The organism is Aquabacterium sp. (assembly GCF_034003525.1).
GTDB lineage: Bacteria > Pseudomonadota > Gammaproteobacteria > Burkholderiales > Burkholderiaceae_C > Aquabacterium.
In genome coordinates, this window is sequence record NZ_JAVEYN010000024.1 from 13,812 (window position 1) to 28,683 (window position 14,872).

At 63.7% G+C, this 14,872-nt stretch carries 16 protein-coding genes and 1 tRNA gene; 13 read left to right on the forward strand and 4 right to left on the reverse strand.

Annotation, left to right across the window (positions count from 1 at the left end; translation table 11 throughout):
• Positions 1-4 precede the first annotated feature (4 nt).
• The 3 genes from RBT42_RS13225 to lgt all read left to right on the forward strand — a co-directional run bounded on the left by RBT42_RS13225 (position 5) and on the right by lgt (position 2,335).
• Positions 5-520, forward strand: a complete 516-nt coding sequence (locus RBT42_RS13225; RefSeq protein WP_320365873.1) for a MarR family winged helix-turn-helix transcriptional regulator — start codon at positions 5-7, stop codon at positions 518-520.
• A gap of 195 nt (positions 521-715) precedes the next feature.
• Positions 716-1,477, forward strand: coding sequence for a 4-hydroxy-tetrahydrodipicolinate reductase (locus RBT42_RS13230; RefSeq protein WP_320365875.1), 762 nt, complete (start codon positions 716-718; stop codon positions 1,475-1,477).
• A 39-nt stretch (positions 1,478-1,516) separates the two neighbouring features.
• Entirely contained in the window at positions 1,517-2,335 is an 819-nt protein-coding gene (gene lgt, locus RBT42_RS13235) for a prolipoprotein diacylglyceryl transferase (RefSeq protein ID WP_320365877.1), read from the forward strand.
• A 131-nt stretch (positions 2,336-2,466) separates the two neighbouring features.
• On the opposite strand, the gene RBT42_RS13240 is transcribed toward lgt, so the two are convergent.
• The 4 genes from RBT42_RS13240 to RBT42_RS13255 form a co-directional block, all read right to left on the reverse strand.
• Entirely contained in the window at positions 2,467-3,267 is an 801-nt protein-coding gene (locus RBT42_RS13240; protein WP_320365879.1) for an ABC transporter ATP-binding protein, read from the reverse strand.
• Positions 3,268-3,292: 25 nt separating this feature from the next.
• On the reverse strand, positions 3,293-4,201 hold the full coding sequence (ntrB, locus tag RBT42_RS13245) for a nitrate ABC transporter permease (protein ID WP_320365880.1): 909 nt from the start codon (positions 4,199-4,201) through the stop codon (positions 3,293-3,295).
• A gap of 18 nt (positions 4,202-4,219) precedes the next feature.
• A complete protein-coding gene (locus RBT42_RS13250; RefSeq protein WP_320365882.1) occupies positions 4,220-5,464 on the reverse strand; it encodes a CmpA/NrtA family ABC transporter substrate-binding protein in 1,245 nt (414 codons plus the stop codon).
• A 272-nt stretch (positions 5,465-5,736) separates the two neighbouring features.
• Positions 5,737-6,369 carry an ANTAR domain-containing response regulator gene (locus RBT42_RS13255; protein ID WP_320365885.1) on the reverse strand — a complete coding sequence of 211 codons (633 nt, stop codon included), beginning with the start codon at positions 6,367-6,369 and terminating at the stop codon, positions 5,737-5,739.
• 88 nt (positions 6,370-6,457) lie between these two features.
• On the opposite strand from RBT42_RS13255, the gene tsaD reads away from it, so the two are divergent.
• From tsaD to RBT42_RS13305, 10 genes are all read left to right on the forward strand, one after another.
• Positions 6,458-7,573, forward strand: a complete 1,116-nt coding sequence (gene tsaD / locus RBT42_RS13260) for a tRNA (adenosine(37)-N6)-threonylcarbamoyltransferase complex transferase subunit TsaD (protein ID WP_413785901.1) — start codon at positions 6,458-6,460, stop codon at positions 7,571-7,573.
• A 159-nt stretch (positions 7,574-7,732) separates the two neighbouring features.
• Complete coding sequence (gene rpsO, locus RBT42_RS13265) at positions 7,733-8,002, forward strand: 30S ribosomal protein S15 (protein ID WP_320365887.1); 270 nt, start codon at positions 7,733-7,735, stop codon at positions 8,000-8,002.
• Between the two features lie 204 nt (positions 8,003-8,206).
• Positions 8,207-10,495, forward strand: a complete 2,289-nt coding sequence (gene pnp, locus RBT42_RS13270) for a polyribonucleotide nucleotidyltransferase (RefSeq protein ID WP_320365889.1) — start codon at positions 8,207-8,209, stop codon at positions 10,493-10,495.
• Between the two features lie 5 nt (positions 10,496-10,500).
• A complete protein-coding gene (gene tpiA, locus RBT42_RS13275) occupies positions 10,501-11,247 on the forward strand; it encodes a triose-phosphate isomerase (RefSeq protein WP_320365891.1) in 747 nt (248 codons plus the stop codon).
• A gap of 38 nt (positions 11,248-11,285) precedes the next feature.
• On the forward strand, positions 11,286-11,639 hold the full coding sequence (gene secG, locus RBT42_RS13280) for a preprotein translocase subunit SecG (protein WP_320365893.1): 354 nt from the start codon (positions 11,286-11,288) through the stop codon (positions 11,637-11,639).
• Between the two features lie 127 nt (positions 11,640-11,766).
• Positions 11,767-11,851 (forward strand) — tRNA-Leu (locus tag RBT42_RS13285).
• Positions 11,852-12,093: 242 nt separating this feature from the next.
• Positions 12,094-12,453, forward strand: coding sequence for an NADH-quinone oxidoreductase subunit A (locus RBT42_RS13290; RefSeq protein WP_306563584.1), 360 nt, complete (start codon positions 12,094-12,096; stop codon positions 12,451-12,453).
• A 45-nt stretch (positions 12,454-12,498) separates the two neighbouring features.
• On the forward strand, positions 12,499-12,975 hold the full coding sequence (locus RBT42_RS13295; RefSeq protein ID WP_035035151.1) for a NuoB/complex I 20 kDa subunit family protein: 477 nt from the start codon (positions 12,499-12,501) through the stop codon (positions 12,973-12,975).
• A gap of 14 nt (positions 12,976-12,989) precedes the next feature.
• Positions 12,990-13,601, forward strand: a complete 612-nt coding sequence (locus RBT42_RS13300) for an NADH-quinone oxidoreductase subunit C (RefSeq protein ID WP_320365903.1) — start codon at positions 12,990-12,992, stop codon at positions 13,599-13,601.
• Positions 13,602-13,618: 17 nt separating this feature from the next.
• On the forward strand, positions 13,619-14,872 hold the full coding sequence (locus RBT42_RS13305) for an NADH-quinone oxidoreductase subunit D (RefSeq protein ID WP_320365905.1): 1,254 nt from the start codon (positions 13,619-13,621) through the stop codon (positions 14,870-14,872).

Consider the following 14,872-nt stretch of genomic DNA (forward strand, 5'->3'; position numbering starts at 1 on the left):
TTTCATGTCCAGACTCAGCCTTCCGTCAGATTCCGAGTCCGATTCGGTGGCGCTCGCCCCGGAGGCTGCCATTGTCCTGCGGCAGTTCCGCGTGGTGTTCAACGCCGTCAAATCGCACTTCCAGCGTGTCGAGTCCCAGTCTGGCCTGGGCGGTGCGCAATTGTGGGCGCTGAGCATCGTGTCTCGCCACGCCGGCACCGAGGTCGGGGCCCTGGCCCACGCCATGGACATCCACCAGTCCACTGCCAGCAACCTGGTGCGCGCTCTGGTGAAAAAGGGCCTGATCCGCAGCGCCCGCGACGAAGAGGATCGCCGGGTCGTGCACCTGCACGCCACGCCGGAAGGCTACGCCTTGCTGGCCCAGACCCACGGTCCTTTCGCAGGCCTGCTGCCCGACGCCTTGCAGCGACTCGACCCAGACACCCTGGTGCGTTTGCATGCGGATCTGGGTCAACTCATTGCCCAACTGGGCGTCGAAGAAGTGGGGATGGCGGCGCAAACACCCCTGGCTGAGCTGTGAAAGCATTTGTCACAATATAATGGCGGGGTAACGAAGGCGCGAACACGCGTCGTTGCAACACCAGTGATATGGAGTGTCTTGAAGGGCCTGCTTCACCGCAGGCCCTTTTTTTTGCTTCATCATCTTGAAACTTGTATATTTGCACAAATGTAATTGCAACAACAAGGCGTGTCGATATCGAATGAGGAGAAGCACATGATCAAAGTGGGATTGATTGGCTACGGCAAGGCGGGGCAGGCGGTGGCGGAGGTCCTGAAGCAGGATCCCCGTTTCGAGCTGGTCTGGATTGCCAAGCGCAACCCGGTGCCCGAAGGGCAGCCGCAGCCGCTGGGACTGCCTGTCTTCGCGATGTCGCAGGGCAACTTTGGCGAGTGGCTGGACGCTCATCCGGTCGATGCCCTGGTTGACTTCTCGACAGCCGAGTCGATCCACCTGTACGGCGAAGAAGTGCGACAGCGCCACCTCACCCTGGTCAGTGCCATCTCGGCCTACAGCGATGAGGACCTGGCCTACGCCCGTACCCTGGGCGAGCAGGCCCGCGTGCTGTGCTCGCCCAACATCACACTGGGCATCAACTTCCTGATCCTGTCGGCGCGGATGCTGCGTGGCATCGCACCGTTTGCCGATGTCGAGATCCTGGAGCAGCACTTCCGCGAGAAACCCGAGATGTCGGGCACCGCGCGCAAGATCGCCCAGACGCTGGATCTGGAGCACGATCGCATCACCTCGCTGCGCCTGGGGGGCATCGTCGGGCTCCATGAGGTCATTTTCGGCTTTCCCCACCAGACGGTGCGCATCACCCACGAGTCCATCCGCCGCGAAGCCTTCGGCACCGGCGCGGCCTTTGCGCTGGGTGAACTCAGCCAGCGCCCCTACGGTTTCTACACCTTCGACGATCTGCTGATGCGGATGATCCGCGAGCAACTGACCCAGCCAGACGTCTTGACGTCGTCTTGATGCCGCGAACGGTCGCAGACTTGCGCTATCGTTCGCCCCATGCTGATTCACCCACAATTCGATCCGATCGCCATTGCCCTGGGGCCGCTCAAGGTCCATTGGTACGGGCTGACCTATCTGGCCGCGTTCGCCCTGTTCTACCTGTTCGCCAGCGCGCGGGCCAAGCAGCCCTTCTTCGCGCAGCGGGGATGGGACCGCCAGATGGTCGAAGATGTGCTCTTCTTCGGCGTGATGGGGGTGGTGTTGGGGGGGCGCCTGGGCTATGTGCTGTTCTACAAGCCCGGGTACTATTTCAGCCACCCGTCTGAGATCCTCGCCGTCTGGCAAGGCGGCATGGCGTTTCACGGTGGCTTGCTGGGCGTGATCACCGCCATGGCCATCTATGCCAAGCGCCAGGGGCGACACTTCTTCGAGGTGGCCGATCTGGTGGCGCCCTGTGTGCCCATCGGACTGGCGGCCGGTCGCTTGGGCAACTTCATGAACGGCGAGTTGTGGGGCCGCGCGGCCGATCCCAGCTTGCCCTGGGCCATGGTCTTTCCGCAGTCGGGCACCGAGATCGCCCGTCACCCCTCCCAGCTCTACCAGTTCGGTCTGGAGGGTTTGCTCCTGTTCGTGCTGCTGTGGGTGTACGCGCGCCGTGCGCGGCCGCTGGGTGCGGTGTCGGGCATGTTCCTGATGGGCTATGGCGTGTTCCGTTTCACGGCCGAGTACTTCCGCGAGCCCGACAGCTTCCTGGGTCTGCTCACCTTCAACATGAGCATGGGCCAGTGGCTGTGCGTGCCCATGATCCTGGTGGGGGCGCTGTTTTGGGGCATGGCGCAAAAAAACGCCTTCCGGTCCGAGGACCGAAAGGCGTAAAGAGGTCGGCGGCATCTTCGCGGACCACAGACCCCCGCTGAGGAAGACCACCCGGCTCTGGCGAATCAGGTGATCGACGGAGGTCACGCAAGCCTCGTGCCAGATGCATTGGCCGGTATCTGAAGGCCCGCTCAAGCCGCCTGGCGGTCTGCCACGCCGTGCCGCGTGTACAGAAAGTCCAGCACGGCCTTGCGACAGGCGATGTGGGTCGGGTCTTCGGCCAGCGCCACGCGGTTGCGAGGGCGCGCCAGCGGCACCGGCAAGACCTCGCCAATCGTGGCGGCCGGGCCGTTGCTCATCATCACGATGCGGTCCGACAGCAGCACGGCCTCGTCCACATCGTGCGTCACCATCACCACGGTGCAGTGCGCCTTGGCCACGATCTTGAGCAGCTCGTCTTGCAGGTGGGCGCGGGTGAGGGCGTCCAGGGCGCCAAAGGGCTCGTCCATCAGCAGCACCTTGGGCTCCATCGCCAGGGCACGGGCAATGCCCACGCGCTGCTTCATCCCGCCCGAGATCTCGTGCGGCCGCTTGTGCGTGGCATGGTCCATGCCCACCAGAGCCAGGGCGTCGGCGACGCGCTGCTTGAGTTGCTCCTTGCTTTCCTTGCTCCCGAACACCCGCTCCACCGCGAGGTAGACGTTGTCGTGACAGCTCAGCCAGGGCAGCAGCGAGTGGTTCTGAAACACCACCGCCCGTTCGGGGCCGGGGCCGGCAATCTCGCGGCCGTCACAGATCAGGCCGCCTTGCGTGGGCGTCAGCAGGCCGGCGATCAGGTTGAGCAAGGTGGACTTGCCGCAGCCCGAATGCCCGATCAGGGTGATGAACTCCCCCTGCGCGATGCCCAGGTTGATGTCACTGAGCGCATGGAAGCGCCCCTTTTTGGTGTGGAACACCATTTCGGCGCGATGGATGTCAATGAAGTGGGTCATGACGTGCTCCTGTCAGGTGTTGGGGTCATTCAAAGCTGAAGCGCTTGGCGATGGCCACCAGCGCCTGCTCCAGCAACAGGCCGACGATGCCGATCACGAAGATCGCAATGAGGATGTGCTGGACATTGAGGTTGTTCCACTCGTCCCACACCCAGAAGCCAATGCCCACGCCACCCGTCAGCATCTCGGCGGCCACGATCACCAGCCAGGCTGTGCCCACCGACAGGCGCACGCCCGTCAGCATGTAGGGCAGCACCGAGGGCAGCAGGATCTTGGTGGTGATCTTCCACTCGCTCAGGTTCAGCACCTTGGCCACGTTCAGGTAGTCCTCGGGCACGCGCTGCACACCCACGGCGGTGTTGATGATCATCGGCCAGATCGAGCAGATGAAGATCGTCCAGATCGCGGCCGGATCGGCCGACTTGAACACCAGCAGGCCAATCGGCAACCAGGCCAGGGGCGAGACCGGGCGCAGCAGGCTGATGATCGGGTTGAGCATGCTGCTGGCAATCTGCGAGCGTCCGATCAGGAAGCCCAAAGGAATCCCCACGAGCGCCGCCAGGCCGAAGCCGATGCCCACGCGCTGCAGCGAGAACAGGATGTTCCAGCCGATGCCCTGGTCATTCGGTCCGTTGCTGTAGAACGGATCTGCGAACAGCACGACAGCGGCCTGCCAGGTTGCCAGCGGCGTAGGGAAGGTGCTGCTGTTTTGCGTCAGCAGGGCCCACACGCCGACCAGCAAGGCGATGCCTGCCAGCGGGGAGACCATGCGCAAGGCCCACCCCAGCCAGTCCACGGGGGGCTTGGCGGGAGCAGGGGCAGAGGCCGGCGCCGCCTTCTGGGCGGGCGCAGGCGCGATCTGCGCGGGGGAGGTGGCTGTCGCCGGCACGGCGTCATCGACCTCCGAGGGGCTGTGAAAGACGGCACTGACCATGATGGGCTCCTTTCAGTCTCAGGCTTTGATGGCGAAGCTGTCGGCGTACTTGGCCGGGTCCTTGCCCGTCCAGACGACACCGTCCATCAACTTGCTGGTGCGCATCGGGTCCTTGGGCACCGAGATGCCCAGACCGCTGGCGGCCTGCTTGTACAACTCGATCTGGTTGATTTGCTTGGCCACGCCCAGGTAATCGGGGTGGGTCTTCAGCAGGCCCCAGCGCTTGTGCTGTGTCAGGAACCACATGCCATCCGACAGATAGGGGAAGTTCACCTTGCCGTCGTTGAAGAACTTCATGTGGTTGGGGTCGTCCCAGGTCTTGCCCATGCCGTTCTGATAGCGGCCCAGGATGCGCTGGTTGATCGCATCAACGCCCGTGTTCACATAGGACTTGGCCGCAATCGTCTCGGCCATCTTGAGCTTGTTTTGCAAGCCGGCGTCGATCCAGCGGCTCGCTTCCAGCACGGCCATCATCACGGCGCGGGCGGTGTTCGGGTACTGCTTCACGAACTCACCGGTGCAGCCCAGCACCTTCTCGGGGTGGTCCTGCCAGATGTCCTGTGTCGTGTTGGCCGTGATCCCGATGCCGTCCATGATGGCGCGGTGGTTCCAGGGCTCACCCACGCAGAAGCCATCCATGTTGCCCACGCGCATGTTGGCCACCATCTGCGGCGGCGGCACCGTGATCAACTTGGCGCCCGACAGCGGGTTGATGCCCGCCGCAGCCAGCCAGTAGTGCATCCACATGGCGTGGGTCCCGGTGGGGAAGGTGCCTGCAAACGTGTATTCGCGCTTCTCGCGTGCCATGAGCTTGGCCAGCGACGGCCCATCGACCGCGCCCTTCGAGGCCAGCGCCTTCGACAAGCTGATGGCCTGCCCGTTGTTGTTCAGGCTCATCAGCACGGCCATGTCTTTCTTGGGACCGCCAATGCCCAGGTGCACGCCGTAGACCAGGCCGTACAGCACATGGGCCATGTGCAGGTCGCCGTTGACGAGCTTGTCGCGCACGCCGGCCCAGGAGGCTTCCTTGGTCGGGATGATCTTGACGCCGTACTTCTTGTCGAAGCCCAGCACCGAGGCCATCACCACCGAGGCGCAATCGGTCAGCGGAATGAAGCCGATCTTCACCTCGCTCAGCTCGGGCTTGTCCGAGCCTGCGGCCCAGACGGCGGACTGCAGTCCGGGCACAGCGCCCACCGCGCCAGCGGCGGCAGCGCTCTTCAAGATGGTGCGGCGCGTCATTTTCAGATCCTGGGTGTTCATGGTGCAAGACTTTCCCTGTGGACAAACAAAAAAGGTGCCAACCGTCGCGCAGGCTCATCCATGGATGGGCACACGCGTCAGAAGACACCTTTGTCGGAGGCTCGTCAGCCCTTCGTCGGGCCGTCAAGACTGCAAAATCGCCGTTGACTTTGCTTGAGGGGGTTAATGCAAACCCTGTGCCAGGTCTTTTCAGGGGCTTGGGCCCTGCTGCGCGTGCGATGCCGCGGTGAGCTGCCTTGTGCTGGTGCGCCCGCACGCCAAGCTGGGGCGGCTCACCCCAGCAGGTCGGCGGCATCAATCAGGCGCTGCGCCACGTCCACCAGTTTCAAGCCCTTGTCCATGGCAGCCTTGCGCAGGCGCGCGTGGGCCTGCGGTTCGGTCAGCCCCTGGCGGCTCATCAACAGGCCCTTGGCGCGGTCCAGCACCTTGCGGTCGGCCAATTCCGAGCGCGCATCGGCCAACTCCCGGCGCAGCGCCTCTTCCATCTCGAAGCGCGCCATCGCCACATCGAGCACCGGCTTGATGCGCTCGGCCGGGGTGCCTGCCGCCACATAGGCCGACACGCCCGCCGCCACCGCCTTGCGCAGGTAGTCTGTGTCCTCCTCGCCCGAGAACATCACGATCGGGCGACGCTCATCGCGCGTGGCCATCACCACGTGCTCCAGAATGTCGCGCCCTTGCGACTCGGCATCCACGACGATCAAATCCGGCTGAATCTGCCCGATGCGCTCGGGCAAAAAGGCATCGCCGGGCAGGGTGGCGACCACGTTGCAGCCGGCTTCCAGCAGGGCAATGCGCAGCACCCGGGCGCGCTCGACCTCGGCCTGCTCCTCGTCATCCGGCTCGGCAGACAAGGACAAAGGCAGGACGATCACCACACGCAGGCTGGCCAGGTTCGCATTCATGATCTCATGGCATGCAACAACCGCGCCCGGAAACCTGGGTTTCGCGCGCCAGCGTGGCGAGAACAGGTGGGTCCCCTACACTGGCGGGATGTCGTCCACGCCTGCCACCCTGAACGCCCCCGTGTCTGCTGACCTGAAGCGCCCCTGCCTCATCCTGGGGGTCGAGTCCTCCTGCGATGAAACCGGCCTCGCGCTGGTCCAACTGCCGGCCGAGGGTGAGCCCCGCCTCCTGGCCCACGCGCTGCACAGCCAGATCGACATGCACCAGGCCTACGGGGGCGTCGTGCCCGAGCTGGCTTCGCGCGACCACATCCGCCGCGTGATCCCCCTGGCGCGCCAGGTGCTGGCCGAATCCGGTCAAACGCTCGCCGACATCGACGTGGTCGCCTACACACGCGGCCCCGGCTTGGCTGGCGCCTTGTTGGTCGGTGCCGGCATGGCCTGCGCCCTGGGCACAGCCCTGAACAAGCCGCTGCTCGGCGTGCACCACCTCGAAGGTCACCTGCTGTCTCCCTTCCTGTCGGTGGACCCGCCCGAGTTCCCCTTTGTTGCCTTGCTTGTGTCTGGCGGCCACACCCAATTGATGCGTGTCGATGGGGTGGGGCGCTACGAGATGCTGGGCGAAACGGTGGACGACGCCGCCGGTGAGGCCTTCGACAAGTCCGCCAAGCTGATGGGCTTGCCCTATCCCGGCGGCCCCCACCTCTCGCGCCTGGCCGAATCGGGTGATCCGAAAGCGTTCGAGTTGCCCCGCCCGATGCTGCACAGCGGCAACCTCGATTTCTCGTTCGCGGGCCTGAAAACGGCCGTGCGCACCCATCTGGTGCGCCTGGGCTGGCTGGACCGTCCCGATCTGCTCGCCGCGCCCGAGGCGCAGCCCGTGCTGGCCAACCTCGCCGCATCCGCCCAGGGCGCCATCGTCGAGGTGCTGGTCAAGAAGGTGCTGCTGGCGCTGAAGTCCACCGGCCTCAAGCGCGTGGTCGTGGCCGGCGGCGTCGGGGCCAACCGCCTGTTGCGCGCCCAGCTGGACCAGGCCTGCGCCCGCCGCCAGATCCGTGTGCACTACCCCGAGATGCACCTGTGCACCGACAACGGCGCCATGATCGCCCTGGCGGCCGCCATGCGCATCCAGAGCGGGCAGGCGCGTCTGAGCACCGAGCCCAGCTTCGACGTCAAGCCGCGCTGGGATTTGTCCAGCATCTGACTTCTTGCTATACTCGCGGGCTTGTCGTCTCGAAAGAGTGGCAAATCCTCGCACGACCTGGGTCGGTTTCACCCGGAGTCGCAAGTCCAACGCAGAAACCAAAGGCAGCCGGCCCACAGGTCAGCGCCCCAGGTCTGCACATGTTTTCAAGGAAACACCATGTCCGTCGCAGACATCAACACAGCCGCCATCGTCAAGGACAACGCTCGCAGCGCCAACGACACCGGCTCTCCCGAAGTGCAAGTGGCCCTGCTGACCGCTCGCATCGTCGAACTGACCCCCCACTTCAAGGCCAACAAGAAGGACCACCACGGTCGTCGCGGCCTGCTGCGCATGGTCAGCCGTCGTCGCAAGCTGCTGGACTACCTCAAGTCCAAGGATGCCGACCGCTACGTCGCCCTGATCCAGAAGCTGGGCCTGCGCAAGTAAGCACCGCATGACGACAAAAAGCCTGTCTGGATCCTCCAGCACAGGCTTTTTGTTTTTTAACGCCAGCCACTCGACTCCTGCGAACGCTGTGTCATTCCAACGAGGCTGAGGCCTCAACCTCGCTGGAATGGCATCGCGATTGAGTGACGGCACCCCTGACGGGCGGCATGTGTTGCCCGTCCAAACCAACCGGAGAACTCATCCATGACCATGTTCAACAAAGTCACCAAGACCTTCCAATGGGGCAAGCACACCGTCACGATGGAGACGGGTGAAATCGCCCGTCAAGCCACCGGCGCCGTGCTGGTCGACATCGAGGGCACCGTCGTGCTGGCCACCGTCGTGTGCGCCAAGACCGCCAAGCCCGGCCAGGACTTCTTCCCCCTGACCGTCGACTACCTCGAAAAGACCTACGCCGCCGGCAAGATCCCGGGCAGCTTCTTCAAGCGCGAAGCCAAGCCTTCCGAGTTCGAAACCCTGACCTCGCGTCTGATCGACCGCCCCATCCGCCCGCTGTTCCCCGAAGGCTTCTACAACGAAGTCCAGCTGGTCATCCACGTGGTCTCGCTGAATCCCGAAGTGTCGGCCGACATCGCCGCCATGATCGCTTCCAGCGCCGCGCTGTCGATCTCGGGCATCCCCTTCAACGGCCCCATCGGTGCCGCTCGCGTGGGCTACATCAACGGTGAGTACGTGCTGAACCCCAGCATCACCGAGATCGCCAACTCCAAGATGGACCTGATTGTCGCCGGCACCGAAACCGCCGTGCTGATGGTCGAATCCGAAGCCGACCAGCTGTCGGAAGACGTCATGCTGGGTGGTGTGGTGTTCGGTCACGAGCAAGGCAACATCGCCATCAACGCCATCCACGAACTGGTGCGCGATGCCGGCAAGCCGGCCTGGGACTGGCAGCCTCCTGCCAAGGACGAAGACTTCATCGCCAAGGTCAACGGCCTGGCCGAAGATAAGCTGCGTGCCGCCTACCAGATCCGCTCCAAGCAAGCCCGTACGCAAGCTTGCCGTGCCGCTTATGCCGAAGTGAAGGCCGCCCTGACCGCCGAAGGCATCGCCTTTGACGCCGTCAAGGTCGAAAGCATGATGTTCGACATCGAAGCCAAGATCGTGCGCAGCCAGATCCTGGCCGGTGAGCCCCGCATCGACGGCCGCGACACCCGCACCGTGCGCCCCATCGAAATCCGCACCGGCGTGCTGCCCCGCGTCCACGGCTCGGCCCTGTTCACCCGTGGTGAAACCCAGGCGCTGGTCGTCGCCACCCTCGGCACCGAGCAAGACGCCCAGCGCATCGACGCCCTGACCGGTGACTTCCGCGACACCTTCCTGTTCCACTACAACATGCCTCCGTTCGCCACCGGCGAAACGGGTCGTGTCGGCTCGCCCAAGCGCCGCGAAATCGGCCACGGTCGTCTGGCCAAGCGCGCCCTGGTGCCGCTGCTGCCCGCCAAGGAAGAGTTCGCCTACACCCTGCGCGTGGTCTCCGAAATCACCGAGTCCAACGGCTCTTCGTCGATGGCTTCGGTCTGCGGCGGCTGCCTGGCCATGATGGACGCCGGCGTCCCGATGAAGGCCCACGTGGCCGGCATCGCCATGGGCCTGATCAAGGAAGGCAACAAGTTCGCCGTCCTGACCGACATCCTGGGTGACGAGGATCACCTCGGCGACATGGACTTCAAGGTGGCCGGCACCACTGGCGGCATCACCGCCCTGCAGATGGACATCAAGATCCAGGGCATCACCAAGGAAATCATGCAGGTTGCCCTGGCTCAGGCCAAGGAAGCCCGTCTGCACATCCTGGGCAAGATGACCGAGGCCATGGCCGGCGCCAACACCGAAGTCTCGGAGTTCGCTCCCCGCCTGTACACCCTCAAGATCAACCCGGAAAAGATCCGTGACGTGATCGGCAAGGGCGGCGCCACCATCCGTGGCCTGTGCGAGGAAACCGGTTGCCAGATCAACATCGCCGAAGACGGTGTCATCACCATCGCCTCGACCGACGCTGAAAAGGCCGACTTCGCCATCAAGCGCATCAACGAGATCACTGCCGAAGTCGAAATCGGCAAGACCTACGAAGGCGCCGTCACCAAGCTGTTCGACTTCGGTGCCTTGGTCAACCTGATGCCCGGCAAGGACGGTCTGCTGCACATCAGCCAGATCGCTCACGAGCGCGTCGAGAACGTCTCCGACTACCTGAAGGAAGGTCAGATCGTCAAGGTCAAGGTTCTCGAGACCGACGAGAAGGGCCGCGTCAAGCTGTCCATGAAGGCCCTGCTGGAGCGTCCGGAAGGCATGCCCGAGCGTGAAGAGCGCGGCGACCGCGGTGACCGTGGCTCGCGTGGCGACCGTGGCCCCCGTGGTGATCGCGGCGACCGCGGTGACCGTGGCGAGCGCCGTGAGCGCGCCCCCCGTGCCGAGCAACAGCCTGCCGAGCAAGGCGAGGGCGGTGCCGCTGCGGAACAGCAACAACAGCAGCAGTGAGCGTCATGAAGAAACTGGTCGTTGGCAACTGGAAGATGCACGGTAGCCGTGCCTTCAATGCAGAGCTGATTCAGGGTCTTCTGGTGGCCGACCTGGCCACCACGGCGCCCAACGCGGATGTGGCGGTGTGCCCGCCCTTCGTGTTCCTGGCGGATGTGGCCGATGCCCTGCAAGGCACGGCCATCGCCGTCGGCACGCAAGACATCTCGGCGCAGACCCAGGGTGCGTACACCGGCGAAGTCGCGGGTCCCATGATCCGCGAGTTCGGCGCCACCTACGCCATCGTGGGTCACTCCGAGCGTCGCAGCTACCACGGTGAAAGCGACCAGCTGGTCGCTGACAAGGCCAAGGCCGCGCTCGCGCACGGTCTGGTGCCCATAGTGTGCGTGGGCGAAACGCTGGCCGAACGTGAGGCGAACCAGACCGAAGCGGTCGTGGGTCGCCAGCTGCAGGCCGTCATCGACACCCTGGGCGCCGACATCGCCCGCGTCGTGGTGGCGTATGAGCCCGTCTGGGCCATCGGCACCGGCAAGACCGCTTCGCCCGCTCAGGCACAAGCGGTGCATGCCAGCCTGCGCGCCCAACTGGCCAAGGCCACGTCCAGCGCAGCTGACATCCCCTTGCTGTATGGCGGCAGCGTCAAGCCCGATAACGCGGTCGAGCTGTTCTCGCAGCCCGACATCAACGGTGGTCTCATCGGCGGCGCCGCACTCAAGGCGGCTGACTTTGCGGCCATCGCTCGCGCGGCCTGACCGGTTCGCGCGTCAAGACTGACTCTGGAGTTTCATTCATGCAACAAACCTTGATGACCTTGGTGCTGCTGCTGCAAGTGCTCTCCGCGCTGGCCATGATCGGCCTGGTGCTGGTGCAGCACGGCAAGGGGGCCGATATGGGCGCCTCCTTCGGCAGCGGTGCGTCCGGCAGCCTGTTCGGTGCCACCGGCAGTGCCAACTTTCTGTCTCGCTCTACCGCTGTGGCCGCCACGATCTTCTTCGTGTCGACCCTGGCGCTGGCTTACTTCGGCAACCTGCGTGGTGCCGCCTCGCAAGGCGCCAGCATCCTGGAGCAGGCTGCTTCGGCGCCGGTCGCGGCTTCGGTGCCTTCTACGCCGGCTTCCGGTGCAGCGCTGATTCCGTCGAAGTGATGAATCTGATGTCCTCTTGTGGGGCATCGGTTCAACAAGCCGATTTTTCGGTTTAGAATGTGAGTCTTCGGTGAGCAAACCTCACGCAAGCCGAAGCAAACAACAAGCGGACCCAAAAGGTTCATTGGCCGACGTGGTGAAATTGGTAGACACGCTATCTTGAGGGGGTAGTGGCGAAAGCTGTGCGAGTTCGAGTCTCGCCGTCGGCACCATAAGATTTCTAAACGAGTCTTTGCGCCCCCTATGATCAGCATCGGTAATTCTTCCCCAGCTGGTCACTTGGCGGTGGCACTTGCCCTCACAGGCATGTGTCCAAGGCGTGAAGCGCTCCGGTGGGCGCGCTTTGGTTGATGTTCCGTCAGGATCCTCCTGATGGCCATGATGCCGGGCGCGCTTTTCTTTTGTCTGTGTGGTCCAATCACACAATTTGTTCCATCTGAGGCCCCACATCATGATGAACATTGAGCAATACCTGCCGGTCATCCTTTTCATTCTGGTCGGCGTCGGTGTCGGTGTCGCACCCCAGTTGCTGGGCTTCCTGCTCGGCCCTCGTCGCCCTGACGAGGCAAAGAACTCCCCCTACGAATGCGGCTTCGAGGCTTTCGAAGACGCCCGGATGAAGTTCGATGTGCGCTACTACCTGGTCGCCATCCTCTTCATTCTGTTCGACCTGGAAATCGCGTTCCTGTTCCCTTGGGCTGTGGCGCTCAAGGAAGTGGGCATGACAGGCTTCCTGACCGTCATGCTCTTCCTGGGCATCCTGGTCGTGGGCTTCGTCTACGAATGGAAGAAGGGTGCGCTCGACTGGGAGTGATCCCGTCTCGCTCGTCCCCCACAGGAATCTGAAGAGGTAATACACATGGGTATCGAAGGCGTCTTCAAAGAGGGCTTCATCACCACGTCGGCCGACACGCTGATCAACTGGTCCAAGACCGGATCGCTCTGGCCGATGACGTTTGGTCTGGCCTGTTGCGCGGTCGAGATGATGCACGCCGGTGCGGCGCGCTACGACATCGACCGTTTTGGCATGTTGTTCCGTCCCAGCCCCCGTCAGTCCGACCTGATGATCGTGGCCGGCACGCTGTGCAACAAGATGGCGCCTGCCCTGCGCAAGGTGTACGACCAGATGGCCGAGCCCCGCTGGGTGCTGTCCATGGGTTCCTGCGCCAACGGCGGTGGCTACTACCACTACAGCTACTCGGTGGTGCGCGGTTGCGACCGCATCGTGCCGGTGGACGTGTACGTGCCGGGCTGCCCTCCGACGGCTGAAGCGCTGCTCTACGGCATCCTGCAGCTGCAGGCCAAGATCCGCCGCGAAAACACCATTGCCCGCTGATCAGGAGCCATTGCATGAGCCAGAAACTCGCCAACCTGCAAGCCACCCTGGAACGCATCCTGGGCGACAAGATCAAGCGCCTGGACAGCATCAAGGGTGAACTGACCCTGACCGTGTCCGCCGCTGACTACCACGACATCTGCCTGACCCTGCGCGACCACGCCGAGCTGAAGTTCGAGATGCTGGTCGACCTGTGCGGCATGGACTACTCCACCTACAAGGACGGCGGCCCCAGCATCTACGCCGACGGCCCGCGCTTTTGCGCCGTCACGCACCTGCTGTCGGTCAGCAAGAACTGGCGTCTGCGCCTGAAGGCCTTTGCCCCGGACGACGACTTCCCTGTGCTGGCCTCCGTCACCGATGTGTGGAACAGCGCGAACTGGTTCGAGCGCGAAGCCTTTGACCTGTACGGCATCATCTTCGACGGTCACAACGACCTGCGCCGCATCCTGACGGACTACGGTTTCATCGGTCACCCCTTCCGCAAGGACTTCCCGACGACCGGCTACGTCGAAATGACTTACGACGAAGCGCAAAAGCGCGTGGTCTACCAGCCCGTCACCATCGAGCCGCGCGAGATCACCCCGCGCATCATCCGCGAAGACAACTACGGTGGTCTCCACTGATGCACAAGGCCTGAGTCATGTCAGAAATCAAGAACTACACCCTGAACTTCGGTCCGCAGCACCCGGCCGCGCACGGCGTGCTGCGTCTGATCCTCGAGCTGGACGGCGAAGTCATCCAGCGTGCCGATCCGCACATCGGCCTGCTGCACCGCGCCACCGAGAAGCTGGCTGAGTCCAAGACCTTCATCCAGTCGCTGCCCTACATGGACCGACTGGATTACGTGTCGATGATGTGCAACGAGCACGCCTACTGCCTGGCCATCGAAAAGATGATGGGCATCGAGGTGCCGGTGCGTGCGCAGTACATCCGCGTGATGTTTGCCGAAATCACGCGCGTGCTGAACCACCTCTTGTGGTTGGGCGCTCACGGTTTCGACTGCGGCGCCATGAACATCCTGATCTACTGCTTCCGTGAGCGCGAAGACCTCTTCGACATGTACGAAGCCGTCTCGGGTGCCCGCATGCACGCGGCCTACTTCCGTCCGGGTGGCGTCTACCGCGACCTGCCGGACACGATGCCGCAGTACAAGGTCAGCAAGATCAAGAACGCCAAGACGATCGCTCGCATGAACGAGAACCGTCAAGGTTCGCTGCTCGACTTCATCGACGACTTCACGCAGCGTTTCCCCAAGATGGTCGACGAGTACGAGACCTTGCTGACCGACAACCGGATCTGGAAGCAGCGTACCGTGGGCATCGGTGTGGTGACGCCCGAGCGCGCCATGCAGATGGGCCTGACTGGCGCCATGCTGCGTGGCTCTGGCGTCGTGTGGGACCTGCGTAAGCACCAGCCCTACGACGTCTACGACCAGCTCGACTTCGACATCCCCGTCGGCACCAACGGTGACTGCTACGACCGCTATGTGGTCCGCGTCGAAGAGCTGCGTCAGTCCAACCGCATCATCAAGCAGTGCGTGGACTGGCTGCGCGCCAACCCGGGTCCGGTCATCACCGACAACCACAAGGTGGCGCCGCCCTCGCGTGTCGAAATGAAGACCTCGATGGAACAGCTGATTCACCACTTCAAGCTGTTCACCGAAGGCTTCCACGTGCCCGAAGGCGAAGCCTACGCCGCCGTCGAACACCCCAAGGGCGAGTTCGGCATCTACCTGGCTTCCGACGGTGCCAACAAGCCCTACCGCCTGAAGATCCGTGCCCCCGGCTTCCCGCACCTGGCTGCCCTTGACGAAATGTCCCGTGGCCACATGCTGGCCGACGCCGTGGCCATCATCGGCACGATGGACATCGTGTTCGGTGAAATCGACCGCTAA

Bases quoted from the DNA above. Each gene is read 5' to 3' on its own strand.
- RBT42_RS13225 (WP_320365873.1), top strand. From the start codon at position 5: ATGTCCAGACTCAGCCTTCCGTCAGATTCCGAGTCCGATTCGGTGGCG.
- RBT42_RS13230 (WP_320365875.1), top strand. From the start codon at position 716: ATGATCAAAGTGGGATTGATTGGCTACGGCAAGGCGGGGCAGGCGGTG.
- lgt (WP_320365877.1), top strand. From the start codon at position 1,517: ATGCTGATTCACCCACAATTCGATCCGATCGCCATTGCCCTGGGGCCG.
- RBT42_RS13240 (WP_320365879.1), bottom strand. From the start codon at position 3,267: ATGACCCACTTCATTGACATCCATCGCGCCGAAATGGTGTTCCACACC.
- ntrB (WP_320365880.1), bottom strand. From the start codon at position 4,201: ATGGTCAGTGCCGTCTTTCACAGCCCCTCGGAGGTCGATGACGCCGTG.
- RBT42_RS13250 (WP_320365882.1), bottom strand. From the start codon at position 5,464: ATGAACACCCAGGATCTGAAAATGACGCGCCGCACCATCTTGAAGAGC.
- RBT42_RS13255 (WP_320365885.1), bottom strand. From the start codon at position 6,369: ATGAATGCGAACCTGGCCAGCCTGCGTGTGGTGATCGTCCTGCCTTTG.
- tsaD (WP_413785901.1), top strand. From the start codon at position 6,458: ATGTCGTCCACGCCTGCCACCCTGAACGCCCCCGTGTCTGCTGACCTG.
- rpsO (WP_320365887.1), top strand. From the start codon at position 7,733: ATGTCCGTCGCAGACATCAACACAGCCGCCATCGTCAAGGACAACGCT.
- pnp (WP_320365889.1), top strand. From the start codon at position 8,207: ATGACCATGTTCAACAAAGTCACCAAGACCTTCCAATGGGGCAAGCAC.
- tpiA (WP_320365891.1), top strand. From the start codon at position 10,501: ATGAAGAAACTGGTCGTTGGCAACTGGAAGATGCACGGTAGCCGTGCC.
- secG (WP_320365893.1), top strand. From the start codon at position 11,286: ATGCAACAAACCTTGATGACCTTGGTGCTGCTGCTGCAAGTGCTCTCC.
- RBT42_RS13290 (WP_306563584.1), top strand. From the start codon at position 12,094: ATGAACATTGAGCAATACCTGCCGGTCATCCTTTTCATTCTGGTCGGC.
- RBT42_RS13295 (WP_035035151.1), top strand. From the start codon at position 12,499: ATGGGTATCGAAGGCGTCTTCAAAGAGGGCTTCATCACCACGTCGGCC.
- RBT42_RS13300 (WP_320365903.1), top strand. From the start codon at position 12,990: ATGAGCCAGAAACTCGCCAACCTGCAAGCCACCCTGGAACGCATCCTG.
- RBT42_RS13305 (WP_320365905.1), top strand. From the start codon at position 13,619: ATGTCAGAAATCAAGAACTACACCCTGAACTTCGGTCCGCAGCACCCG.